General features: G+C 27.1%; 22 protein-coding genes. 10 read left to right on the forward strand and 12 right to left on the reverse strand.

Annotated elements, in window-relative coordinates; all coding sequences use genetic code 11:
* Positions 1–54 precede the first annotated feature (54 nt).
* From miaB to RH95_RS00955, 5 genes are all read left to right on the forward strand, one after another.
* Positions 55–1,455, forward strand: a complete 1,401-nt coding sequence (gene miaB / locus RH95_RS00935; RefSeq protein ID WP_010242353.1) for a tRNA (N6-isopentenyl adenosine(37)-C2)-methylthiotransferase MiaB — start codon at positions 55–57, stop codon at positions 1,453–1,455.
* Complete coding sequence (gene mutS / locus RH95_RS00940; RefSeq protein ID WP_316054580.1) at positions 1,436–4,054, forward strand: DNA mismatch repair protein MutS; 2,619 nt, start codon at positions 1,436–1,438, stop codon at positions 4,052–4,054. The genes miaB and mutS overlap by 20 nt, the downstream gene beginning before the upstream one ends.
* Positions 4,051–5,925, forward strand: coding sequence for a DNA mismatch repair endonuclease MutL (mutL, locus tag RH95_RS00945; RefSeq protein ID WP_010242357.1), 1,875 nt, complete (start codon positions 4,051–4,053; stop codon positions 5,923–5,925). Before mutS ends, mutL begins: the two co-directional genes overlap by 4 nt.
* A gap of 1 nt (position 5,926) precedes the next feature.
* Positions 5,927–6,838, forward strand: a complete 912-nt coding sequence (miaA, locus tag RH95_RS00950) for a tRNA (adenosine(37)-N6)-dimethylallyltransferase MiaA (protein ID WP_010242358.1) — start codon at positions 5,927–5,929, stop codon at positions 6,836–6,838.
* Between the two features lie 94 nt (positions 6,839–6,932).
* Positions 6,933–8,219, forward strand: a complete 1,287-nt coding sequence (locus RH95_RS00955; RefSeq protein ID WP_010242359.1) for a methionine gamma-lyase family protein — start codon at positions 6,933–6,935, stop codon at positions 8,217–8,219.
* 150 nt (positions 8,220–8,369) lie between these two features.
* Here RH95_RS00955 and lexA read toward each other — a convergent pair whose 3' ends face one another.
* On the reverse strand, positions 8,370–8,990 hold the full coding sequence (gene lexA, locus RH95_RS00960) for a transcriptional repressor LexA (RefSeq protein WP_010242360.1): 621 nt from the start codon (positions 8,988–8,990) through the stop codon (positions 8,370–8,372).
* Between the two features lie 202 nt (positions 8,991–9,192).
* Between lexA and RH95_RS00965 the strand changes: the two genes are divergently transcribed.
* The 5 genes from RH95_RS00965 (at position 9,193) to RH95_RS00985 (ending at position 15,041) form a co-directional block, all read left to right on the forward strand.
* Positions 9,193–9,489 (forward strand): LysM peptidoglycan-binding domain-containing protein, encoded by a 297-nt coding sequence (locus RH95_RS00965; protein WP_010242361.1) that lies wholly within the window; start codon positions 9,193–9,195, stop codon positions 9,487–9,489.
* A gap of 123 nt (positions 9,490–9,612) precedes the next feature.
* Positions 9,613–11,148, forward strand: coding sequence for a ribonuclease Y (gene rny / locus RH95_RS00970; RefSeq protein WP_010242362.1), 1,536 nt, complete (start codon positions 9,613–9,615; stop codon positions 11,146–11,148).
* Between the two features lie 52 nt (positions 11,149–11,200).
* Positions 11,201–12,172: a tyrosine recombinase XerC gene (locus RH95_RS00975; protein ID WP_010242364.1), complete on the forward strand. Its 972-nt coding sequence runs from the start codon at positions 11,201–11,203 to the stop codon at positions 12,170–12,172.
* An 18-nt stretch (positions 12,173–12,190) separates the two neighbouring features.
* Entirely contained in the window at positions 12,191–12,829 is a 639-nt protein-coding gene (locus RH95_RS00980) for a copper amine oxidase N-terminal domain-containing protein (RefSeq protein WP_010242366.1), read from the forward strand.
* Between the two features lie 493 nt (positions 12,830–13,322).
* Positions 13,323–15,041 (forward strand): Rqc2 family fibronectin-binding protein, encoded by a 1,719-nt coding sequence (locus RH95_RS00985; protein ID WP_010242368.1) that lies wholly within the window; start codon positions 13,323–13,325, stop codon positions 15,039–15,041.
* A 21-nt stretch (positions 15,042–15,062) separates the two neighbouring features.
* On the opposite strand, the gene RH95_RS00990 is transcribed toward RH95_RS00985, so the two are convergent.
* From RH95_RS00990 to RH95_RS01035, 11 genes are all read right to left on the reverse strand, one after another.
* Entirely contained in the window at positions 15,063–15,374 is a 312-nt protein-coding gene (locus tag RH95_RS00990; RefSeq protein WP_010242370.1) for a YerC/YecD family TrpR-related protein, read from the reverse strand.
* Between the two features lie 103 nt (positions 15,375–15,477).
* Positions 15,478–16,128, reverse strand: coding sequence for an ATPase (locus RH95_RS00995; protein WP_010242372.1), 651 nt, complete (start codon positions 16,126–16,128; stop codon positions 15,478–15,480).
* 5 nt (positions 16,129–16,133) lie between these two features.
* Positions 16,134–16,367 (reverse strand): hypothetical protein, encoded by a 234-nt coding sequence (locus RH95_RS01000; protein ID WP_010242374.1) that lies wholly within the window; start codon positions 16,365–16,367, stop codon positions 16,134–16,136.
* Positions 16,368–16,793, reverse strand: a complete 426-nt coding sequence (locus tag RH95_RS09740) for a hypothetical protein (RefSeq protein WP_010242376.1) — start codon at positions 16,791–16,793, stop codon at positions 16,368–16,370.
* On the reverse strand, positions 16,780–17,820 hold the full coding sequence (locus RH95_RS01005; protein WP_010242378.1) for an AAA family ATPase: 1,041 nt from the start codon (positions 17,818–17,820) through the stop codon (positions 16,780–16,782). Before RH95_RS01005 ends, RH95_RS09740 begins: the two co-directional genes overlap by 14 nt.
* Positions 17,820–18,794: a metallophosphoesterase family protein gene (locus RH95_RS01010; RefSeq protein WP_010242380.1), complete on the reverse strand. Its 975-nt coding sequence runs from the start codon at positions 18,792–18,794 to the stop codon at positions 17,820–17,822. Before RH95_RS01010 ends, RH95_RS01005 begins: the two co-directional genes overlap by 1 nt.
* 11 nt (positions 18,795–18,805) lie before the next feature.
* Positions 18,806–19,873, reverse strand: a complete 1,068-nt coding sequence (recA, locus tag RH95_RS01015) for a recombinase RecA (protein ID WP_010242382.1) — start codon at positions 19,871–19,873, stop codon at positions 18,806–18,808.
* A gap of 2 nt (positions 19,874–19,875) precedes the next feature.
* Positions 19,876–21,108, reverse strand: a complete 1,233-nt coding sequence (locus tag RH95_RS01020; RefSeq protein WP_010242384.1) for a competence/damage-inducible protein A — start codon at positions 21,106–21,108, stop codon at positions 19,876–19,878.
* Positions 21,109–21,116: 8 nt separating this feature from the next.
* The gene (gene pgsA / locus RH95_RS01025; protein ID WP_010242386.1) at positions 21,117–21,650 is read right to left on the reverse strand and encodes a CDP-diacylglycerol--glycerol-3-phosphate 3-phosphatidyltransferase; all 534 of its coding nucleotides are present in this window, start codon (positions 21,648–21,650) and stop codon (positions 21,117–21,119) included.
* Positions 21,647–22,963, reverse strand: coding sequence for a 30S ribosomal protein S12 methylthiotransferase RimO (gene rimO / locus RH95_RS01030; RefSeq protein WP_010242388.1), 1,317 nt, complete (start codon positions 22,961–22,963; stop codon positions 21,647–21,649). Before rimO ends, pgsA begins: the two co-directional genes overlap by 4 nt.
* Positions 22,956–25,310 (reverse strand): FtsK/SpoIIIE family DNA translocase, encoded by a 2,355-nt coding sequence (locus RH95_RS01035; protein ID WP_010242390.1) that lies wholly within the window; start codon positions 25,308–25,310, stop codon positions 22,956–22,958. The genes rimO and RH95_RS01035 overlap by 8 nt, the downstream gene beginning before the upstream one ends.
* Positions 25,311–25,322 lie beyond the last annotated feature (12 nt).

Consider the following 25,322-nt stretch of genomic DNA (forward strand, 5'->3'; position numbering starts at 1 on the left):
TGATAATTAAGTGTTTTTTCAGGTATAATATAGAAATATGAAATGAGGATGTAAATGGAAAATAAAGAATTGATTAATGATATAAATATTAATATTAATGAATATATTAGAAATATAAAAGAAAACATTTATTATAAAAAAGCTATTGTTATAACTCACGGATGTCAAATGAATGAACATGATTCTGAAAAAATAGAATGGCTTTTAGAAAAAATGGGATATGATTTAGTAAAAGATATAAAAGATGCTGATTTAGTTATAGTAAATACTTGTTCAGTTAGACATTCTGCGGAAGATAAAGTTTATGGACAACTTGGAAATTTAAAAAATTTAAAGTCTAAGAAAAAAAATATTAAAGTAGCAGTATGTGGATGTATGATGCAAAGGGAAGAATCAAGAAATTATGTTATTGAAAAATTTCCTAATGTAGATATAATTTTTGGAACTAATAATATTTGGAAGCTTCCAGAATTACTGTCTATGTCCTACAATGGGAAAAAACTTGCAATAGATATTGAAGAAAACCCTGTTAATTTTGATGATACATTAGGAGCAAATAGGCTTTATTCTTTTAAATCCTATGTAAATATTATGTATGGTTGCAATAATTTTTGTTCTTATTGTATAGTTCCTTATACTAGAGGAAGAGAAACTAGTAGAAGACCTGTTGAAATTATTAGAGAAATAGAAAATTTGACTAAAAAAGGCACAAAAGAAGTTACACTTCTTGGTCAAAATGTAAATTCTTATGGGAAAACTTTTGAAGATGAATTTTCTTTTGCAGATTTATTGGAACAAATTAATGATATAGATGGTGTTGAAAGAATTAGATTTATGACATCTCACCCAAAAGATATTTCTGATGAACTTATTTATTCATTTAATAATTTAGATAAACTTTGTAATTTTTTACATTTGCCAGTTCAAGCTGGATCGTCTAGAGTTTTAAAGATGATGAATAGAAAATATACAAAGGAAGATTATTTAAAAAAGATCGATAAAATTAAGAGTATAAATCCAGATATTGCACTCTCAACAGATATTATGGTAGGATTTCCTGGTGAAAGTGAAGAGGATTTTTTAGATACTTTGGATCTGGCTAAAAAAGTTGAGTATGACACAGCTTTTACTTTTATTTATTCGGTTCGCGAAAATACACCAGCTGCCAAAAGAGATGATCAAGTTCCAGATAAAGTAAAACACGAAAGGTTCGAAAGATTATTAGATGTTTTGTATCCAATACAAGAAAAGAAAAACAGAAAGTTTATAGGTAAAAATGTAGATGTACTTGTAGAAGATTTTTCTAAAAAAGATAGCACTAATGTAAGTGGAAGAACTGATGAATTTAAGTTAATAAATTTTAAAGGAAATAAAAGTGATATTGGAAAAATTTTAAAAGTCAAAGTTAAAGATGCAAATAGTTTTTCTTTAGTAGGTGAAAAAGTTGAATCGTGAAAAATTAACTCCCATGATGAAACAATATTTAGCAGTAAAAGATGAAAATCCAGATGCTATTTTATTTTTCAGACTTGGTGATTTTTATGAAATGTTTTTCGAGGATGCTCTTTTGGCTTCAAGAGAACTTGAAATCACTCTTACAAAAAGAGATGCAGGTTTGGATGAAAAGGCGCCAATGTGTGGCGTTCCATATCATGTTGCTTCTAGTTATATATCAAAATTAATTGACAAAGGATATAAAGTTGCTATATGTGACCAAATTGAAGATCCAAAGCTGGCAAAGGGAATTGTAAAAAGAGAAGTTACTCAAATTATAACTCCAGGAACTTTTACAGATACTGAATATTTAAAAAGTGATTTAAATAATTACCTTCTTTCAATTTTTATAGATGGATACTCACTTAATTTTACTTATTCTGACTACTCCACTGGAGAAATATACTTCACAGAAAAAACTTTTTTATCTAAAGATGATCCTTATAATTTTCTAAGAGATGAAATTGATAGGATAAGTCCCAATGAAATCTTATTAAATGAAGAAGCAATTCCTTTTTTCAAAGAAAAAATAAAGAAGGATAATGTATTTATAAATTCTTATATTTCTGAAGAATTAAAAGATTTAGACTTATTAAAAGGTTTTAAAGAATTTTTTAGTGATAATTTTAAAAATAATTTGAATGAATTTATGGGAAATAATTTGTCTGATTTTACTTCTCTTAAAAAGTTGCTTCAATATTTGATAGTTACACAAAAAATAAATTTGAAACATATAAATACTGTTAAATATTATAATAGTTCTGATTTTTTAGTTCTAGATGAAAGTTCAAAGAGAACTTTAGAGCTAGTAAGAGGTTTAAATACTTTTACTAAAAAGGGATCTCTTTTGGAAGTCCTTGATAAATGTAACACTTCAATGGGTTCTAGAAAATTAAAAAAATGGGTGGAAAGTCCACTTATAAATTTAGATAAGATAATTGAAAGACAAAATATAATAGAATCTTTTACAAAAAATTTAATATTAGAAGATAAAATAGAAAAAATCTTAAAAGAAGTTTATGATATTGAAAGACTTGTAGTAAAGATTTCAAAGGGAAGCATAAATCCTCGTGAAATTTATTCACTGAAAAGTACGATAATAAATTCGATAAAGATAAAAAATATGTTAAGAGAATCTGAAAATAAATATTTAATAAAATTTACAGAAGACTTTATTGATTTAACTTATATTTATAATAAAATAGATTCTATCTTAATAGAAGATCCTCCAGTAGTGATAGAAGAAAATAGAATAATAAAAGAGGGATATTCTAAAGATTTAGATGAACTTTTTAAAGTTTCACTGGAAGGGAAAAATTGGCTTTTAGATTTTGAAAAAAGAGAAAGAGAAAGAACTGGGATAAAAAAATTAAAAGTAAAACACAATAAGATTCTTGGATATTTTATTGAAGTAACAAAATCTTATCTAGATGATGTTCCTGATGATTATATTAGAAAACAAACTTTAGTTGGGTCTGAAAGATTTTTCTCTGTTGAATTAAAAGACATGGAGGGAAAATTAATAGGTTCTAAGGATAGAGCTTTGACACTTCAATATGGGATTTACAATGAGTTAAGAGAATATATTGCAAAGGAAATTTATAATATTCAGATTTTGTCTGAAAAGTTATCAAGTCTTGACGCATTATTATCCTTATCAAAAGTTGCAAGTTTAAATAATTATGTTAAACCACAATTTAACAAAGAAGGAATAATTAAAATAAAATCAGGAAGGCATCCAATAGTTGAATCTTACATGAATGATGATTTTTTTGTTCCAAATGACACATATTTAGATAATAAAAAAGAAATGATTCACATAATAACTGGGCCTAATATGGCAGGGAAATCGACTTATATGAGGCAAGTTGCACTTATTACGATTATGTCTCATATAGGATCCTTTGTGCCAGCAGAGAGTGCAGATATTTCTTTAGTTGATAGAATTTTTACTAGAATTGGTGCAAGTGACAATCTTTCTAAGGGTCAGTCGACATTTATGGTTGAGATGAAAGAGGTTGCTGATATTATAGAAAATGCAACGTCAAAATCTCTTTTAATACTAGATGAAGTGGGAAGAGGTACTAGTACATTTGATGGTCTTGCAATTGCAAATGCAATAGTTGAATACATTGCAGAAAATATTAAAGCCAAAACACTTTTTGCTACTCATTATCATGAACTTGTGAATCTAGAAGAAAAATATGATTGTATAAAAAATCTTACTATTGCTGTAGATAGACAAGACGATGATATTATATTTCTTCGAAAAATTATAAATGGATTTACAAATAATTCCTATGGAATAGATGTTGCAAAACTTGCGGGGATTGACAATGTGATTATAAACAGGGCAAAGGAAGTTTTAGATGTAATAGAAAGAGAAAATAAAGATATAAGTATTGATGTAAATAAAGAATATATAAGACAAGAAAGTACAAATCAAGAAATTATAAATTTTGTAAATAAATTAAAAGAAATAGATATTTTGAAGATTAGTCCAATGCAAGCTTTTAATTTATTAAATGAAATTATAAATAAATCTAAGGAGTTAGAATGATTAGACTTTTAGATGACTCAACAATATCAAAAATTGCAGCAGGTGAAATAATAGAAAATTCAGCTTCTATTGTAAAGGAACTTGTAGAAAATTCCATAGATGCAGGTGCTGATGATATCTTGGTTGAAATAAGAGGCGAGAGTACGAATTTTATAAAAGTATCAGATAATGGTTCTGGTTTTTCAGAGGAAGACCTTAATCTTGCTTTTTTGCGTCACTCAACATCTAAGCTTGAAAAAATAGAAGATCTAGAGAAGTTGAGAACTCTTGGGTTTAGAGGAGAAGCACTTGCAAGCATTTCAAATATTTCAAAAATAAAATTAATGACTAAGACAGAAGATGAACTAGCAGGAAATTCTCTTTTAATTGAAAATGGGAAAATTATAAAAAATAATAAAATAGGAATGCCAAGAGGAACTACATTTATAGTTACTGATGTTTTTTATAATACACCTGTTAGAAAAAAGTTTTTAAGAAAAAATAATTCTGAAATTAATAATATAATTGATATTGTGCAAAAAATTGCTTTAAGTAACAATAATGTAAAATTCACACTTATTCGCGATGGCAAGACAATCTTAAATACAGGTAATGACAAAGATTATATAAATAGGATTTTTAGTATTTTAGGTTCAGAAATTGCGTCTTCTTTAAATGAAGGATTTTTTGAGTCAGAAAATTATAAGATAAAGGGATTTTTTTCTGATAATAAATTATTTAGATCAAATAGAGATAGTCAATATATTTTTATAAATGGTCGCTACATCAGGAATATAAATATTTCTAAAGCAGTTGAAAAAAATTATAATTCACTTATTCCACTAAATAGATATCCTGTATTTATTTTATATATTGACATTGATCCTAAACTAATTGATGTTAATATTCATCCTAAGAAGAATGAGGTAAAAATTTCTAATGAAAATATTTTGACAGCTCTTTTATCTGAAGTTGTACAAGAAGTAATTTTTCCTAATAGAAGTATTGGAGAGATAGAAATCGAAGATACGAAGAAAAATATAAATATTTTTGATATTTTTAACGAAAGTAAAGAATTAGATAGTGATATTCCAAATGACACTGATACAGCGGAAACTACAAATTTAAGGAGTCTTTGGGATATTGAAGGTAAATCTTTAGAAGAAAATTTAAATAGTCTAAGTAATTTTAAAGAAGACGATGTTTTATATAAAAAGGATAGTTTCAACAAGGTGACTTTTACAGATAAAGACTTTGCTAATGAGGAAAAAAGCTTTTTAGAACCTAATGAAAAAGGTCACATTGATGAAAAACTTTTAAATACAAAAATTGTGGGAATACTTTTTAAAACCTATATACTTTTAGAGAATAAAAGAGATTCAATTTGTTATATTGTAGACCAACATGCAGCACATGAAAGAGTAAATTATGAAAAATTTTTAAATATGTATTTAAATAGTGATATTGCTTCACAAATCTTAATTAAGCCAGAAATAATTGAATTAAATCAAGTTGAATACGATAAAATAGAAAATTACTTAGATTTATTTGTAAAACTTGGATTTAAAATAGAAGATTTTGGAGACAATACAATAGTTTTGCGTGAAGTTCCCATGATTTTTGGACTTCCAACTTATGTAAATTTTATAAGAGATATTATAGATTCTCTTGATAAAGACATCTCATCAAATTATGAAGCAGATTTATATAAAATAATGAAAAAGGCCTGCAAAGCATCTGTAAAAGCGGGAGATGATCTTTCAGATATGGAAGTCGAAGCTCTTATAAGAGATTTAAAAAATTGTGAAAATCCTTACACTTGTCCTCATGGAAGACCAACAGTTATAGAAGTTTCAAAGCACACTATTTCAAAATTATTTTTGAGGGAATAAAATGGAAAATTTAGTAATAATAACAGGCCCCACTGGAATTGGGAAAACTGAATTGTCACTTGAACTTGCGAAAAAATATAATGGAGAGATTATTTCAGCAGATTCTATGCAAATTTATAAAAAATTAAATATTGGAACAGCGAAAATTGATTTGAATAAAACGGATATACCTCATCACATGATAGATATAATTGATCCAGAAGATAAATTTTCTGTTGCTGATTTCAAAAAAGAAACAAAAAAAATTATTAGTAATATTAATACAAGAGGAAAGATACCATTCTTAGTTGGAGGAACTGGACTTTATATAAATTCAATTGTTTATAATTTAAACTTTACAGAGACTGAGCCAGATTATGAATATAGAATTAAGTTAAATCACTTATTAGAGAAAAATGGTAGTGAAGTTTTATATAATAAGCTTTTTGAAATTGACGAAGATATGGCAAAAAAAATCCATAAAAACAATGGTCAAAGAATAATTAGAGCTCTTGAAATTTTAAAAAATGGAAATAAAAAAGAAGATAAATTTAGAGAGGAAAATGATGATTATAACTTAACTTACATTGGACTTAATATGGATAGAGATAAACTTTATGAAAAGATAAATAATAGAGTTGATTTGATGATAGATAAGGGTCTTGTGAAAGAAGTGAAAAGTTTAATTGAAAAGGGACTTGATAAAAACTCACAATCGCTTAAAGCTATTGGATATAAAGAAGTTATTTGGTATTTAGATGGTAAGATTTCCTATGATGAAATGATTGAATTAATAAAGAAAAATTCAAGACACTATGCAAAAAGACAACTAACTTGGTTTAGACGAGATGACAGAATAAAGTGGTTTGACAGAGAATCTGAGAATATTTTAAAATTATTAGAAGAATATATAGAATCTAAATTAGAAAATTAAAAACATTTAATTAGGCGACTTCGTCGTCTTTTTTCATTGCACTAAGTTCTTATTAATATTAAAATAAAATAAAAATAATAAATGGGAGATAAAATTGACAATATATAATAATTTATTTAAAAACGAATACAATATAGATGAAAAGATAATAAATTTTGTAAATAAAAATGAAGAAAAACTTCGAAAAGATTTCAAAAAATTTAGTGACATTGCTCAGTACAATCAAGTTAAAGTTTTAAAAGCTATGCAAGCTGAAAAATTAAAGTCTACAGATTTTAATTGGACTACTGGTTATGGCTATGGAGATGTTGGAAGAGATAAAGTCGAAAGTATTTATACGAAAATTTTCAAAACTGAAGATAGCTTAGTAAGATCAAATATAGTTTCAGGAACTCACGCTATAACAATTGCAATTAAATCAATTTTAAATCCAGGTGATCATTTTTTATCTGTCACATCAACTCCTTACGATACACTTCAAAAAGTAATCGGTCTTCGTGGAGATAATCCTGATTCGCTTATTAATAGAGGTTATGAATATTCTGAAGTGCCTCTTTTAAATAATAAGATTAATGTAAAAAATATTAGAAATTATATAAGAGAAAATACAACTCTTGTAATAATGCAAAGATCAACTGGATATTCAAATAGAAGAGCTTTTACAGTTGATGAACTTAAAGAGGCTGTAGATGAAGTTAAAAAAATAAATAGAAATATAAAAATTTTTGTAGATAACTGTTATGGAGAGTTTACAGAGTTAATAGAACCAAGTGAAATTGGAATAGATTTAATGGCAGGATCACTTATAAAGAATCCAGGTGGTGGAATTGCATACACAGGAGGATATATAACTGGAAAATCTAAATTTGTAAATCGTGCTGCAAATATTTTAACTGCACCAGGAATAGGCAAGGACTGTGGACTTACCTTTGGAATGACTAGACAAATACTTCAAGGATTATTTATGTCGCCAAAAATTGTTGAAGATGCATTAAGGGGAGCCACACTTTTTTCAAAATGTTTTGAAGAATTAGGATTTAAGACAATTCCATCAAGTGTGGATAAAAGAAGTGATATTGTAACTGCAATTGAACTTAAAAATCCAGATATACTAGAAACTTTTTGCAAATATATTCAATTTTCTTCTCCTGTTGATTCAGAATTTACACCAATGCCTTGGGATATGCCAGGATATGATGACAAAGTAATAATGGCAGCAGGAGACTTTATAGAAGGATCATCAATTGAACTTTCAGCAGATGGGCCAATGAGAGAACCTTATTATGTTTACTTTCAAGGAGGACTCTCTTACTATCATATTAAATTTGCACTAATTCATTTATTAAATGCCCTTGATAAAGAAAATTTAATTGTAATTTAATAGTGTTAAAATGTTTTTGTTGGTTTCTAATATTCTAAAATTAAGTCAAATTTAGTACTTTTATTTTCATTTTGATTACTAAATTTAATTGAATAATATAAAAATGTATAAAAAAATAACCTTACTGTATAATAACAGCAAGGTTATTTTTTAATTTATTTTTCTGTAAAGTCCAACAATTTTTCCTAATATATCAATATTATCGAAATAAAGAGGCTCCATTGAATCATTTTCAGGTTGCAATCTAAATCTATTCTTTTCCTTATAATATGTTTTAATAGTTGCTTCATCATCTATTAAAGCTAAAACTTTTTCTCCATTTCTCGCAGAATTACATTTTTCAATTATTACATAATCTCCATCAAAAATTCCTGCATTAATCATGCTTTCCCCAGAAACCTTTAAAATAAATAATTCTTTATCTGTTGCAAATTCAATAGGAAGAGGCATTGTATCTTCAATATTTTGAACTGCCAATATAGGTGCACCAGCTGTAACTTTTCCTACTATGGGAACATCAACAGTTTTTTTCTTTAACATTAAAATGTCATCATCTTGAGGAACTATTTCAATAGCTCTAGTTTTTGAAGCATCTTTTTTTATATAATTTGTACTTTCAAGCTTTTCAAGAGCATAATAAACAGTAGAAGTAGATTTAATATTACATCCTGAACAAATTTCACGAACAGTTGGGGGATAGGATTTTGATTCAATAAATCTCTTAATAAAAAATAAAATTTCAAGTTCTCTTTGGTTTAAATCTTCGTACATAGATTTCCTCCTTATTTATATTAATATAATAATATCACATTTAAACAGGTATTTCAAACTAAAGTTTAAATAAATAAAAATGAGCTATTGACAAAATAGAACTAAAGTTGTAACATTTGTTTAGAACTGTTATTTGATACTTTTGTTCGAAATAAAGGTTTAAACTTTAGTTAAAACAAAATATTTTTATTGAGGAGATTTTATGAAAAAAATTATTATCAAAAAGAAAAAAGTTTTGTTATTTTTATTGTTAATATTTATATTTAATTCAGGCTTAATGGTTATAGATTCAGAAGATATGAATTATTTAGATGATTCTAATTTAACTTATGATGTTTATACTGTAAAAAAAGGAGATACACTTTGGACTATATCTGATAGATATGAATATAACAATAAAATGAACTTTGTAATGGAAATTGAAAAATTAAATAATATAACTTCTTATGAATTAAAGCCTGGATATAAAATAGCAATACCTATTTATGAAAATAAATAGATTATAGTTACACACATCTTTCTGTTTGACTTATTCTTTTAAAAGATATACAATTATTTTAAGGCTTATGCCTAAATATGATTTTAAATTGAAACATGAAAACTAAATAGGAGGTGTGTATGAATGGGTTTTAGTACTTTAATATCTATTATTATTGGTATTATTGGTGTAGCATGTGGTTATGCCATTAGAAAATATATTTCTGAAGGAAAAATAAAAAATGCTGAAGAATTATCTAAGAAAATGATTTATGATGCTGAAAATCAAGCTCAAACACAAAAGAAACTTTTACTTGTAGAAGCTAAGGAAGAAATTCAAAAGTTAAGATCTGAACAAGAAAATGAAGCTAAAATTAGAAGAGCAGAAATCAAAGAATTAGAAAATCGGATTTTATCTAAAGAAAAGTCACTTGATAAAAAATCAAATCAAGTTGAACGAAAAGATGAAAAACTTAATAAGAAATTGGAAGGCTTAAGAGAAAAAGAAGATCAAGCTGATGAACTTATTAAAAAGAGAGAAGAGGAACTTCAAAGAGTTGCCGGTCTTACTAAAGATGAAGGTAAAGAAATCTTACTTAGTGAACTGAAAAAAGAAATCACAAATGAGTCAGCACTTATTATTAAAGAAAATGAAAATAGGATAAGAGAAGAATCTGGAAAATATGCAAGAAATATAATTGCACAAGCTATTCAAAGATGTGCAGCTGATCAAGTTGCTGAGTCTACTGTCGCCGTTGTTAGTCTTCCAAATGATGAGATGAAAGGAAGGATTATTGGCAGAGAGGGTAGAAATATTAGAGCAATTGAATCAATAACTGGAGTTGATCTTATTATAGATGACACTCCAGAGGCTGTGGTTTTATCTTGTTTTGATCCAATTAGAAGAGAAATTGCAAGAGTGGCTCTTGAAAAATTAGTAAATGATGGAAGGATTCATCCTACTAAGATAGAGGAAACTGTTGAAAAAGCAAGAAATGAAGTTGAAACAATTATCAAAGAGTCAGGAGAACAAGCAGCTTATGATGCTGGCGTGCATGGACTTCATCCAGAAATTATTAAATATCTTGGAAGACTTAAATATAGGACAAGTTACGGACAAAATAATCTTAAACACTCTGTCGAAGTTTCTGAAATTGCTGGAATTTTAGCTAGCGAAATTGGAGCTGATGTTAAGCTTGCTAAAAGAGGCGGTCTTCTTCACGATTTAGGAAAATCAATTGATAGAAATCTTGATGCTCCTCATGTAGATATAGGAGTTGAAATTGCAAGAAAATATCATGAATCTGAATATGTAATTAATGCAATAGAATCTCACCATGGAGATGTAGAGCCTAATTGTGTAGAATCTGTACTAGTTCAAGCAGCTGATGCTATTTCTGCTGCAAGACCAGGAGCTAGACGAGAAACTGTTGAATCTTATATTCAAAGGCTTGAAAAGCTTGAAGAAATTGCGAATGAATTTGAAGGAATTGAAAATTCTTATGCTGTTCAAGCTGGTCGAGAAATTCGAATAATAGTAAAACCTGAAAAAATCTCTGAGGCAGAAATTACTATTACTGCTAGAGAAGTTGTAAAAAGAATAGAATCTGAGCTAGATTTCCCTGGACAAATTAAAGTCAATGTCATAAGAGAAACTAGAGCAGTTGAATACGCTAAATAAAGAAAGCCTGACATTTGTCAGGTTTTTGTTTTGTATTTGGAGGTGATAAAATTTGATTAATTCGAATTTAATAGACGATTTTTTAGACTATATGAAAGCTACCAAAGGCTCTTCTGATAATACAATTAGAGAATATTATTATGATCTTAGAATTTTCGTAAGATTTATAAAAAGAAGAAAAAATCTTGCAGAAGGAATAGAAAATTTTGATGATATACCTGTTGAAGATATTACTCCAGAGATTTTAGAAAGTGTAACTAAACAAGATATTTATGCTTACAATGCTTTTTTGGAAAGAGAACGAAAAATTTCCAATAGATCTAAATTTAGAAAAATATCTTCTGTTAGAAGTTTTTATAATTATTTATATTCAAAGATTGAAGTTATAAAGAAAAATCCAATTATAGATATTGACATGCCAAAAATTGAAAAGACACTTCCAGTTTACTTAACCTTAGATGAAAGTTTAAATCTATTGAAAACCATTGAAAAATCTAAAATGAAATTAGTTTATAAGAAAAGAGATTATGCAATAGTTACTTTATTTTTAAATTGCGGAATGCGTCTTTCTGAACTTTCAGGAATCAATATTTCACATCTAAAAGAAGATAATACTTTAAAAGTAATAGGAAAAGGTAATAAAGAGAGGACAATTTATCTAAATGAGGCTTCAGTATATGCAATTCAAGAATATTTGAAGTTAAGACCTCAAATTGAGGATGATGCTTTATTTCTTTCAATGAGAGAACAGAGAATGAGCAATAGATCAATTCAGCATATGATTGAAAAACATATGAAAAATTCTGGTCTTGATACAAATAAATATTCTGTTCACAAATTAAGGCATACTGCGGCAACACTTTTATATGAATATGGCAATGCCGATATAAGGTCTCTTCAAGAAATTTTGGGACACGAGTCTGTCAATACAACTGAAATTTATACTCATGTGAATAAAAAATCATTGAAAAAAATGGTAGAGTCTAATCCACTTGCAAATATTAAAGATGAAAATAATAAATAGTCAAATCAGGAGGAAAAAATGAAAAAATTAAGATCATTATTGTCAATAGGAATTATGTCAGTTGTTCTATCTACATCTGTTTTTGCAGCAGGTAAACTTCCAAAAAGCGCTTTAGATCAAAATGTAAATATATATATTAATAATTCTTTGCAGTCTATACCAGAAGATATGGGAAGAGCGTATTTAGACAAAAATACTGATAGAGTTATGGTTCCAATAAGATACATTTCTGAAAATTTAGGAGCAAAAATAAATTTTTATCAAAAAAATCAATCAAATACTAGAGGGATTTTAATAGGAGCAATAGATGTACTAGTTGAGCTTGATATAGATTCTACAAAAGCTAAAGTTAATAAAAATGGTCAAGAATCAATTGTAGATCTCGATTCTGCCGCTATATTATGTGATGGTAGGACTTATGTTCCAATAAGATTTATCTCTGAAACTCTTGGTCTTGATGTAGAGTGGAAAAATGACTCTGTTTATATCTCTGGATCTTTTAAAACAAAAGGAGCTAGATATGGGCACGAAGAAAACAGCGTGGAATCCTCTGGAGATTCAAAAATAAAAAATAATGACAAAAATAAAGTATCTAATAAATTAGAAAAGATAGAAGAAAAAAATAATAAAGATAATTCAAATTCATTATTTGATTAAAAACTAATAAAATTTATAGTTAATGATTTAGTAATTATAAATTTATATAATTGATGAATTAAACAATAGTTGATAGAAGAGATGAGTTCATTATAAATAAAATTTTAAATATAAAGTCAAAAAAATAGTCACAAAATGATAATTTTGTGACTATTTTTTTATGTAATTTTTATAAAACTACAATTAATCCATGTATCTTAATCATTTTAATAATTATAAAATTACATTAGATTAATATTTATTCAATGTAATATAATTTAATTTGAGTTTTGAGATTAAACTAAAAAATAATTTTTATGTTATTTATATGTTATGAATATTCTTTTGTAACTTAAAAACTATTGTTGTTCTTATTTAATAATGTTAAATTATATATTTTATTGTACATCTGTATTCAAATTTATCTTTAAGTGAAATGTACGTTTAGTGCATTTGTTCTAAAGTTTATTTTCTAACTTGTAAAAGTATGTTATAATTATTTTTAGGTGATTAAATGTCTTTAGACGGTACTGTTATAAAAAATTTAGTTTATGAAATAAAAAATGAAATTGTAAATGGAAGAATTGATAAAATATATCAAAAAAATAATGACTTACTTATAAATATTAGGGCTCATGGAGAAAAAAGGAGGCTATTTATTTCCCTTTCTGGAAGTCCAAGAATGTATTTTAGTAACGAATTATTTGATAGTCCACAAAATCCTCCAGCTTTTTGTATGCTTCTTAGAAAACACCTTGAAAATAACCAAATTATCAGTGTTTGCCAATATAAAATGGATAGAATTATAAAAATTTTAGTTAAATCCAAGGATGAATTAGGTGAATTTAGTGAAAAAGCTTTAGTTATAGAATTAATGGGAAAACATTCAAATGTTATTTTAATTGATAACGATTCTAAAAAAATAATTGATTCTCTTATTAGAGTGAATTTCAATGTGTCTAGAGTAAGAGAAATTCTTCCAGGACTATTTTATAATCCAGAAGATATATCAAATGGATTTGATCCAACTAAAACTGAAAATATTGCTAATGTAATTACAAAATCTGAAAAAAATTTGAACTTAAAGTCTTTTTTTATAAAGTCTTTTACTGGTATAAGTCCTCAAATGTGTACAGAAATTGAAAGTAGATGTTACATAGATTTTAAAAGAACTTTAGCATCTCTATCTGAAAATGAAATAATTAATATAGATAATACGTTTTTGCAAATTTTTAGAGAAGTTAAAAATAATAATTTTACTCCAATAAAAATTTATAGAGACGGTATTTTTAAAGACTTCTATTCAATTGATTTAGAATCAATTAACGCTAAAGACAAAATAAAGGTTGATAGTATCTCTTCTCTATTAGAAGAATTTTATAATTCTAAATTTTTAAGAGATTCATTAGGTTCTAAAAGCAGTGAGCTAAGAAAATCTATAAACAAACAAATTAATAAGCTATCTAAAAAAGTTTCTAACCAATCTAATGAATTAAATATTGCATTAAATCGTGAGCAATTTAAAGTCTATGCAGATTTATTATCTTCTAATTTTCATAAAATAAAAAAAGGAGATAATTCTGTTGTTGTTGAAAATTTTTATAATGAAATGGAATCTATAGAAATTCCTCTTGATCCGAAATTAGATGGTCCATCCAATGCTTCTAAATACTATAAAAAATATTCAAAACTTAAGAATGCAGCAATTTTTTTAAATGAACAAATAGAAATGGGAAACTCTGAAATAAATTATCTAAAATCTATACTTTTAAACATAGATTTTGCACAAACACCTGATGAAATAGATGAACTTTACGAGGAATTAGAAAAATCTGGATATTTAAAAAAGAAAAATAAAAATAAGAAAAATAAGAAAAAAGATTCAAAAGAAAATTATATTAAAATAAAAACAGATGATGGTTTTGATATATATATAGGTAAAAATAATATACAAAATGATTATTTAACTTTAAAAAAGGCAAATAAAAATGACCTTTGGTTTCATGTTAAAGATGCCCCAGGTTCTCATGTGATATTGAAAAATGATAATAGAGAGTTTTCAAATAAAGCACTTTTAAGTGCTGCAAAACTTGCAGCAAAATATAGTTCTCTTTCTAAATCGCAAAATATCCCCATTGATTACACTTTTAAAATGAATGTAAAAAGACACCCAGCAAAAAAACCTGGTCTTGTTACTTACACAAGTTATAAAACAATAAATATAAATCTATAAAAAAAGAATAAGGTGCTTCCCTTATTCTTCATCTTCGTCTAATATATTAAGTCTAGTTAGAACTAATTTATAACCATCTGCCCCATAATTTAAAGATCTATTAATTCTTGAAATAGTGGCAGTAGATGCACCAGTTTCATTTTCGATATCATGATAAGTTTTATTCTTTACAAGTAATTTCACAACTTCTAGTCTTTGTGCAATTGCTTGTAATTCTTTTACAGTACAAATATCTTCAAAGAATCTATAACATTCTTCTACATTTTCTAAAAGTAAAATAGCTTCAAATAAGCCATCTACATCTCTACTTTTTATTTTTGAGTCGTAAATCATTACACTTTCTCCTCCTACTTAAAGTAAATATACTAAAATATATGAACAATTAGTATTTCCACTAATATATTAACAATTTTACTAACTAAAGTCAAGATTAAAATCATTGATTATATACACTTACTTCGCTTATACCTTTTTTATTTTTAACTTGAAACGCTTTGTCGCATATTTGAGATAAATGAGAATTATGTGTAACCATAATTATTTGTCTATCAAATAAATTGCTAGATTTTTTTAAGAACTCTCCCAAATTAAAAATATAATCATCACTCACATGCTTACCAGGTTCATCTAAAATTAAAGGACCAGATAATTTTGGTTGATTTAATTCAACAAAAGCAATTCTAAGCGCAAGTGAAATAACATCTACAATTCCACCACCTCTTGCTATTTCAGGTTTTGTCTTGACACTGTACCCTTCTGGATAATTACTTCTGACAAAAAATTCTGCAACAGGCACAGATCGAGATTCTGAAAGCTCTATTAAAAATTCAATATCAGTTTCAAAAATAAATTGGAGACATTTTGTTACAGTATCTTCTATTTGTCTTTTAGATTGTTCTCTTGCAAATTCAGATGTTTTCTGAAATAAAAGTGAAACTTGCGTGAGTACATCTTCGTATTTTTGCTTCTCTTCTAATTCATCATTGATTTTATTTAACTGTTCAGTTAAAATTTCTACTTTGCCCTCTTCACTTACAATTTTATTGTTTAATTTATTTAATTTTAAATCAAGCTCTTTTAAATCCAAAAAAATCACAACCTAGGCATTAAATCATCGGCTTGTTTAAATAGATTATCTATTTCGTCTTTTAAACGTTCACTTTCACTCTCGAGATCTTCAGGTTTTATACCAAGTTTTTCAATCTCTTCTAGCAAATCCTTCTTCTGTGTGTTTAATTGTTCAAGTCTTGCTTCAGACTTATACTTCATGTTTTTTAATCTATCTAATTGGTCTTTTAAATTCTTTAAATTTTCTTCGTAATTCATTTAATCATTCCTCAAATGGTTTTTAATATGTTGTGCTGAATCCTTAGTTATAGTACTGTAACAAAAAGGACAAACTCCCAAATCTAAAATTGTTTTTTCATAAATATCAGTGTTATTTTTTATATCATAATTTAGTTTATTAATAGTTTTTCTTTCTCTTTCAATTTCAATAGATTTATTATCTAAATCATTTAATAATTTCTCTAAACTATTTAATAATAATACATTGGCAGTAATCTTTTGGAAAATTTCATCTAAAGCTTCATTATTTGTAAAATTCTTTATATATTCTTTTCCGCAGTCTAAACTAGTTTGAATCTTTTTCAAATTTTCACTATTATTATGAATTAAATAGTATTCATTTAAATTAGTTTCAATTTTTTTTATTAAATTTTCTATTTTTTCAGCATTTTTAAAAATTTTCAATTTCAGTATTTGTCTTATAAATAGATTTAGAGATTTTAGTAAAAGTTTTATTTAAACTTTCGTATAATGCCAAATTATCTTTTTTTCTATTTATGGCGTGTATAACATCAGAATATTTTTCTAAGTTTTTTAGTTTATTTAAATCATTTTTTACAGAAATAATTTCAGTATCAGTATTATTATATTTATATAAAAGATTTTCAAAATTATTTTTCTTCAAAGTATATACTTTAAGTTTTTCATATATTAAGTCTATATTCTCTAAATTCTTTAGTTTGTTAATTAAATTAACATTCTCTTTTATTTCACTTTTATTAGTATTATAAACCTTTTTTAAGTGAGAAACATTTTCCAATCTAGATTGAAGCTCATATATATTATTTCTAATTTTTAAAATTTTTTCATATTTTAATTTATAATTTTCAATATATTCAAATTCTTTTATTTTGTTTTCAAGTTCTTTTTTAGATAAATTGAGAGAATCAATATCCTGTCTTATTCTTTTATTATCTTTGACAACACTTCTTAGAGCATCATCTAAATAATTTACTCCAAGAAGTCTTCCAATTGCAGAAGCTCTAAATGAAGGTTGTTCATTTAAAAGAAAGGGACCATCAAGTTGTTCTGCTATATTTAAAATAACTTTACTATTAGAACTATCGAGTACCACCTTATACATATTAGTAATATCAGATATTTCTTTTGGAACGTCAACTCCAAATCCTTCAAAAAGCCTTTCATTTCCTGAAGTGTCTAATAAATAATAAGAGTTTTTTGAAGGCGTCTTTTTTCTTTGAACCACAACTCCATTGGAAAAAACGACTTTAACAGAAACATCTCTTTCTCCCTGTCTAATAAAATAGTCACCCTTAGGTTCATTATATAAAGCCCATTTTATAGCTCTCAATATTGCAGTTTTACCTACATCAGAATTTCCTAAAATTACATTTAATCCTCGATCAAATTTCATTTCTGTATAATCGTGAGACTGAAAATTATTAAGTTCAACTTTTTTTATATATATCATTAATAGTCAGCTCCATCTATTTGAGCTTTTTCAACTCTTTTTAAGGCTTCTTTTTTTACATTATCAGAAATATTCTCGCTCTTAGATATTTTTAAAAGCAAATCAAAAATATCTAAACTTCTATAATCTGAAGTAGAATCAATAATTTCTTTAAATTCAGCGAGTTTTATACCTTTAAATTGATGCCTTTCCATCTCGGATCTGTCTAGAATTTCTTCTCCTGGTTTAGCAGATTTTAAATATCTATTTTCTATTTTTATACCATCATTTAAAGTGATAATATTCACTTTAGGTTTTCGTGAAATTTCCGCCTTAGAATTTGAAATCCTCATCAAAGCCCCTGGATTGACAAAATATTTGTTATCTATTTTTACAGTATTAAATCCAAAATGATAATGTCCAGCTAAAGTAATGTCAGCTTTAGTGTCTTTTATATCATCAATTAAAGTGTGAGAAACTTCTTTAATGAAAGGTTTATCAATGAGAAAGCCATGAGTCATATGAATAGAATATTTACAAGAACTATCGACTTCATCAATAATGTAATTTTTACGATTTTCTTTTTCGTCCATAGAATAAACATAAGGCGAACCAGTGAGTTGGACTCTAATATCTTTTTCTAGAATTATTTTTTTATAATTTACCAAATTCATAACTCCAAGATTGCACAAAAGTCCAAGCATTGTTCTATCTAATGTATCAGGATTATGGCCAAAAATATCATGATTCCCACTTATTATATATATGGGAGCTTTAAAATCTTGAAATATCTTTGCAAATTCAGAAACTATACTGACAGAAACATCTGGCCTATCAAATAAATCTCCACCATGTAGAACAAAATCTATTTTTTCTTCTTTTACAATATTAGAAATTTCATTTAATTTGTCTTTTAAAGTTTCGTGATAATCATCTAGTCTATTTTGAGGACTAGTACCTCTAATATGAGTATCTGTAAAATAAAGTAATTTCAAGAAATCACGCCTTATTCACCATCTAGAAAATTTTCAGAAGCAGTTTCATCATTTTCATCATCTAATAAATTGTAATGAACTCTCACTTTATGTTCAATTTCATCTAAAAGTTCTTGATGTTCTTCTAAATAATCTTTTGCATTTTCTCTTCCTTGTCCAAGCCTTTCTTCTTCGTAAGAATACCAAGCTCCAGCTTTTTTTACTATATCTGCTTCTGCAGCTACATCTAAAATATTGCCTGTTTTTGAAATACCTTTCCCATACATTACATCAAATTCCGCTTGTCTAAATGGTGGAGCAATTTTATTTTTTACAACTTTTACTCTAACTCTATTTCCAACTATTTCGTCACCTTTTTTTATGTTTTCTGACCTTCTAATGTCAAGTCTAACTGAAGAATAAAATTTTAAAGCTCTTCCACCTGTTGTAGTTTCAGGATTGCCAAACATTACTCCAACCTTTTCTCTAAGTTGATTTATAAAAACTACAGTACATTTAGACTTATTAATTGCTCCAGTGAGTTTTCTAAGTGCTTGAGACATAAGTCGTGCCTGAAGACCTATTTGTGTTGCACCCATTTCACCATCAATTTCTGCCTTAGGAACTAGTGCTGCAACAGAATCAATAACTACTAATTCAACAGCATTTGATCTAACCAAAGCTTCTGTAATTTCTAGAGCTTGTTCTCCTGTATCTGGTTGTGAAATAATTAAATTTTCAATATCTACACCTAAATTTTTTGCATACCCAGGATCAAGTGCGTGTTCAGCGTCTACAAAGGCTCCAGTTCCCCCCATTTTTTGTGCTTCAGCAAGCATATGAAGAGCTAAAGTAGTTTTCCCAGAAGATTCTGGTCCATAAATCTCAATAATTCTTCCCTTTGGAATACCACCTATGCCAAGAGCTATATCTAGAGCGAGAGAACCTGTTGGTATAGAATCAATATCAAGCCTCACATCATCTCCAAGAATCATGACAGATCCTTCACCATACTGTTTTTCAATTTTTGATAAAACATTGTGTAGAGCATCTTGTTTTTCTTTGTTTAGTTTTTCGTTATCAATTTTATTATTTTTCATATTTACTCCTTAAAATTTTTTCTAAGAACAAAAAGTATTTGTGATAATACTCTATTCACAGTGCTCATTCTTATTTTATTTCTATCTCCATTAAAAAAATAATGTTTAACATAATAGTCATCATCTGAAAAATAAATACATGTATATACATTTCCAACTTCAGTTTCAGAAGAGTTTGGCCCAGCCTCTCCAGTTGTTGCAACACCTATATCAGATCCAGATTTATTTTTTATTCCTTTTGCCATCTCATAAGCTGTTTCATAACTAATGGCACCATGCTCTTTTAAAGTTTTTGTAGGAACAGAGAGATTTTTATTTTTTGAATCATTAGAATAAGTAACGAAAGAAGTTTCCATGACCTTTGAAGCCCCACTTATATCAGTTATTGCTGAACTAAGCATTCCTCCAGTAATTGATTCTGCAAAGGAAATTTTTAAATTATTTTTTCTCAAAATTCTAACAATTTGTTCAGATACATCTTCATTATTTTCAGAATATACATGAGTATTAAATTCAGAATAAAGGGATTCTACAACTTTTTGAATTGATGTAGTTAAAATGTCTTTTTCTTTATCTTTTCCAATTATTTTGACTTCTGTGTAAGTTCCGTGAGCAAATGTATTTATACTTACATTTCTGTCAAAGTTCATTTTTCTAATTCTATCTTCTATTATAGACTCTCCAAGACCAATAATGTCTACTGATTTTACGATTATATTATCTTCAGTAAAAGATTTATTTGAAAGATAAAAGTCAAGCATAGGTTCCATTTCATTAGGCGGACCAGGTAATAAAATTATTTTTTTACCTTCAAATTCAATAGATTCTCCTAGAGCAACACCCCAATTGTTTTCAATTTTTTCAGAGCCTTCAATTAACATAACTTGTTTTAAATTATTAGGAGTCATTGTACTTCTATACTTTGAGAATCTATTTTCCATTTTCAATTTTTCTTCTTCATCTATATAGATGGGTCTATTTAAAAATTTTGCCACTGCTTCTTTTGTAATATCATCCTCAGTTGGACCTAGACCTCCACTAATAATTATTAAATCAGAATTTTTAGTGCAATAATTTAGTTCTCTTACAATCTCATCTAAGTTGTCATCAACAGAAACTTGTCTAATAATTTCTATTCCGATATCTGTTAATTTTTCCGATATATATTTTGAATTTGAGTTTAAAATAGATCCTATTAAAATCTCTTTTCCTATTGTCAATATTGAAGCTTTCATAAATCACCTTAAATATTATCCAAATCAAGAACTTTTTTATTCTTAATAATATAATCTGCTCCGGATATTACTGTAAAAATAACTGCTAAATAAAATATACCCATTCCTGTATGTCTTAGAGATTGAACTCCCGTTAAAAGTAAAATATTAGAAATTAGTTGAGTAACAGTTTTAAATTTTCCAAGGGGGCTTGCAGCTATCGTAATATTTTCTGATGCAGCTATAATCCTAAAACCAGTTATAGTAAATTCTCTTGCAATTATTATAATTACTGCCCATGCAGGTATCTCATCAAAACTAACAAGCATAATCATTGCAGAGCATACAAGAATTTTGTCAGCAAGAGGATCTGCAAATTTTCCAAAATTAGTTACTAAATTATCACGCCTTGCAAGGTATCCATCTAAAAAATCTGTAAAAGAAGCAATCGCAAATATTAAAGTTGCAATTATTCTTGAACCATTAAAATCTAAATACATAAATATTATAAAAATAGGAACCATAAGAGTTCTCAAAAGTGTCAATTTGTTTGGAGTATTCATATTACATCACCTACTAAATCATAATCTAAAGTATCTACAATATTTACATTTATAAAATTTCCAATTTCTAAATTCTTATCTGAAAAAACATAGGTAACTCCATCAATTTCTGGTGCATCCATGTATGTTCTTCCAACATAATTATTTTCATCAATTTTTTCTTCTATTAAAACTTCTAAATTTTTACCTAAGTTTTTAGAAAGTAGTTCTCTTGAAATTTCACTTTGAATATACATTATTTCTTCTTTTCGAGTTTTTTTAGTATTTTCATCTATTTGTTTTCTCATAAGTGAAGCTTTTGTCCCTTCCTCCTTAGAATATTCAAAAACTCCTAATTTATCAAATTTTGTTTTTTCTACAAAATCAACTAATTCTTTAAAATCATTGTCACTTTCCTCTGGAAATCCGACAATAAGTGTTGTTCTTATTATAATTTCTGGTACTGATTTTCTCAATTCATTAATTGTTTTTATTATATGATCTTTATTAGTTTTTCTTTCCATATTTCTTAAAACATTATCGGAAATATGTTGTAATGGCATATCGACATATTTTAAAAGCTTTTCATTATCTCTAAATTCTTCAATTAAATCTTCTGTAAAATGATCCGGATATAAATACATAACTCTTATCCATTTTAGATTTTCTATTTTAGAAATTTCTTTAATTAATTTTGCAAGAGAATATTTAGAGTAAAGATCAATACCATAATCAGTAGTATTTTGTGCTATTAGAATAATCTCTCTTGTACCTTTTTCTACTAAGTATTCAACTTCGGAATAAATATCTTCAATTTTTCGAGATCTATTCTTCCCTCGAAGTGATGGAATTATACAATAAGAACAATTATTGTTACATCCCTCAGATATTTTTACATATTCTGTAATATTAACAATCTCTTTTTTAACACCTTCAATATATGCTGAATTTAAATTGTCAGTTTTTACAAAAATATTTCCTTTAAGACTTCTATCTAAAAGTTCATTAATATAATTTATGTTACCAGTCCCAATAATTCCATCAATTTCGGGTATTTCTTTCAAGAGTTCTTCAGGATACCTTTGTGCCAAACAACCAGAAAGTAGAACTTTTTTGCACTTTCCACTTTTTTTATATTCAATAGATTCCAAAATAGTGTCAATAGATTCTTCCTTAGCAGCATCAATAAATCCACAAGTGTTTACTATCAATATATCAGCATCATTTGGATTATTTACCATTTTATATTTATCTCTATTCAGAAGAGAATACATCATAGAAGAGTCCACTTCATTTTTTGAACATCCGAGTGTAACTATATGCACATTATTCATCTTTATCACCTAAAATTATTTCTATTTCATCCTTAGTTTTTAAAAGTTTTCTAGGCTTTGATCCTTCATGAGGACCAATTATTCCCATTTCTTCCATTTGATCTACAATTCTTCCAGCTCTTGAATATCCAACTTTTAATTTTCGCTGTATATAAGATATAGATGCCTGTTCATCATTAATTACAAGTTCAACGGCTTCTTTGAAAAGAGGATCTTTATCATCATCAATTTTAACTTTTTTGTTTTCAATTGCCTTTTCAATTTTAGATTCCACGTTGTTTTTTATTTGATTATTATTTTTAACAAAATCTACAACTCTTTCAACTTCAGCATCACTTATGAAAGCACCTTGAATTCTTTTTGGTTTAGGGTACTTACTAGGATAAAATAACATATCCCCCTTGCCTAAGAGTTTTTCAGCTCCTCCCATATCTAGGATAGTCCTGGAGTCAACAGAAGATGCCACAGCAAAAGCAATTCTGGAAGGAATATTTGCTTTTATTGTACCTGTTATTACATCGACTGAAGGTCTTTGTGTTGCCAAAATTAAATGCATACCGGCGGCTCTTGCTTTCTGTGCAAGTCTTGCAATATATTCTTCTATCTCTTTTGACGCCACCATCATAAGATCAGCAAGTTCATCTACTATAATCAGAATTTTAGGTAATTTTTCATCTTCCCTACCTTGTTCTGTCATTTTTATATTGAACCCTTTCAAATCTCTAACATGATTTTCTGCAAATAACTCATATCTTTTTTCCATTTCATCAACAGCCCAATTTAAAGCAAAAGCTGCTTTTTTTGGATTAGTTACTACATCAATTAAGAGATGAGGTATTCCATTATAAACACTAAGTTCGACAACTTTAGGGTCAATTAACATTAGTTTTACATCTTTTGGCGATGATTTATAAATAATGCTAGTTATAATTGAATTTATACAAACTGATTTACCAGAACCTGTCGCTCCAGCTATTAAAAGATGAGGCATATCTTCTATTCCCGACAATAGAATATTTCCCTCAACATCTTTACCCAAAGTTAGTGGAATTTCTGACTTAATATTTTTAAATTCTCTTGAATCAATTAGTTCTCTAAGAGAAACTGCATCTTTTTCTTTATTTGGAACTTCTATGCCAACAACGGTTTTCCCAGGAATAGGAGCTTCAATTCTAAGGTCTGAACTTGCAAGAGCCATTGCAATATTATCACTTAATCCTACAATTTTAGACAACTTTATTCCAGGAGCTGGTTTTAATTCATATGAAGTAATTACAGGGCCGCGATTTATAGCTACAACTTTTGCATCAATACCAAAGTTTTTCATTGTTTCTTCAATAATTTTTCCCTTTTCAATTACTTCATTTTTTGAAAATCGTCCTTTTACCTTTGCAAAGTCAAGCAATGCAATATCAGGATAAGTATAAATAAATTCTTCTTTATTTTTATTTTCTATATCATCTTTTAGAGTATCTTTGACATCTTCTATTTCTAATACTTGAAAATCTGTTAAATTGTTGTCAACATTCTTATTTTCTCGACTTCCTAATTTATTAGTTTCAATACTTTCATCAGAATAATCTTTAATAATTAAATTTTCTGTAAAAATTTCTTCTTCTGAATTATAATGATTAGTTCCAGAAGTTGATAAATCTTTTCTTTTTTTCCCTTTTTCTTTTAATTTTTCTTTTTCCAATTTTTTTCTTTGCTTTTCTTTTAGTTTTAGCTCTCTTTCAGATTTCTTTTCTTGAAAATTTTTCTTTTTATCCTCAAAATATTCTCCAATATCTTCTGCAAACATAATTATTTGATCTATATTTATTTTAAGCATAAAGTAAATTGACGCTATAATTATAATTCCAAGAACTAAATAAGTGCCTAGTGGCCCTAAAAGTTTATATGAAAAAAATCCAAAGATAGCACCTATGACTCCTCCGCTTCTTGTTATGTCCATATATTCAGTGGATTTAATAATTCTGTCAATTAAAGTCATGTCTGTGTCTTTTGAACCGTCTAAAAAGATTAAAATACACAAAAATATTACAAGAGAACAAGTTATATATCTTTTCATATGAAGTTTTGTAGAAGTTAAATTAAAAAGAATACCCCAAAAGATTAAAAGAAGCGGAATCAAAAAGTTTGCAGAACCAGCTATAACTGAAAATAATTTATAAATTAAACTGCCAATTAATCCCATATTCTGACTGTAAAGAGAAATAAAAAATACTATTCCAATTACTATTAAAAATAGTCCCATAATTTCTTTGCCAGAAGTGCTGCTAGAACGATTATTTCTTTTTTTTACTTTTTTTGTACTTTTTTTCTTAACATTTTTGTTTTTTACCACGAAGATAGCACC

Origin of the sequence: Peptoniphilus rhinitidis 1-13, from assembly GCF_000246925.1 — a bacterium.
Classification (GTDB): Bacteria; Bacillota; Clostridia; order Tissierellales; family Peptoniphilaceae; genus Peptoniphilus_A; species Peptoniphilus_A lacydonensis.

Bases quoted from the DNA above. Each gene is read 5' to 3' on its own strand.
- RH95_RS00985 (WP_010242368.1), top strand. From the start codon at position 13,323: ATGTCTTTAGACGGTACTGTTATAAAAAATTTAGTTTATGAAATAAAA.
- rny (WP_010242362.1), top strand. From the start codon at position 9,613: ATGGGTTTTAGTACTTTAATATCTATTATTATTGGTATTATTGGTGTA.
- pgsA (WP_010242386.1), bottom strand. From the start codon at position 21,650: ATGAATACTCCAAACAAATTGACACTTTTGAGAACTCTTATGGTTCCT.
- recA (WP_010242382.1), bottom strand. From the start codon at position 19,873: ATGAAAAATAATAAAATTGATAACGAAAAACTAAACAAAGAAAAACAA.
- RH95_RS01020 (WP_010242384.1), bottom strand. From the start codon at position 21,108: ATGAAAGCTTCAATATTGACAATAGGAAAAGAGATTTTAATAGGATCT.
- miaA (WP_010242358.1), top strand. From the start codon at position 5,927: ATGGAAAATTTAGTAATAATAACAGGCCCCACTGGAATTGGGAAAACT.
- rimO (WP_010242388.1), bottom strand. From the start codon at position 22,963: ATGAATAATGTGCATATAGTTACACTCGGATGTTCAAAAAATGAAGTG.
- miaB (WP_010242353.1), top strand. From the start codon at position 55: ATGGAAAATAAAGAATTGATTAATGATATAAATATTAATATTAATGAA.
- RH95_RS00980 (WP_010242366.1), top strand. From the start codon at position 12,191: ATGAAAAAATTAAGATCATTATTGTCAATAGGAATTATGTCAGTTGTT.
- RH95_RS00990 (WP_010242370.1), bottom strand. From the start codon at position 15,374: ATGATTTACGACTCAAAAATAAAAAGTAGAGATGTAGATGGCTTATTT.
- mutL (WP_010242357.1), top strand. From the start codon at position 4,051: ATGATTAGACTTTTAGATGACTCAACAATATCAAAAATTGCAGCAGGT.
- RH95_RS01005 (WP_010242378.1), bottom strand. From the start codon at position 17,820: ATGATATATATAAAAAAAGTTGAACTTAATAATTTTCAGTCTCACGAT.
- lexA (WP_010242360.1), bottom strand. From the start codon at position 8,990: ATGTACGAAGATTTAAACCAAAGAGAACTTGAAATTTTATTTTTTATT.
- RH95_RS00965 (WP_010242361.1), top strand. From the start codon at position 9,193: ATGAAAAAAATTATTATCAAAAAGAAAAAAGTTTTGTTATTTTTATTG.
- RH95_RS01000 (WP_010242374.1), bottom strand. From the start codon at position 16,367: ATGAATTACGAAGAAAATTTAAAGAATTTAAAAGACCAATTAGATAGA.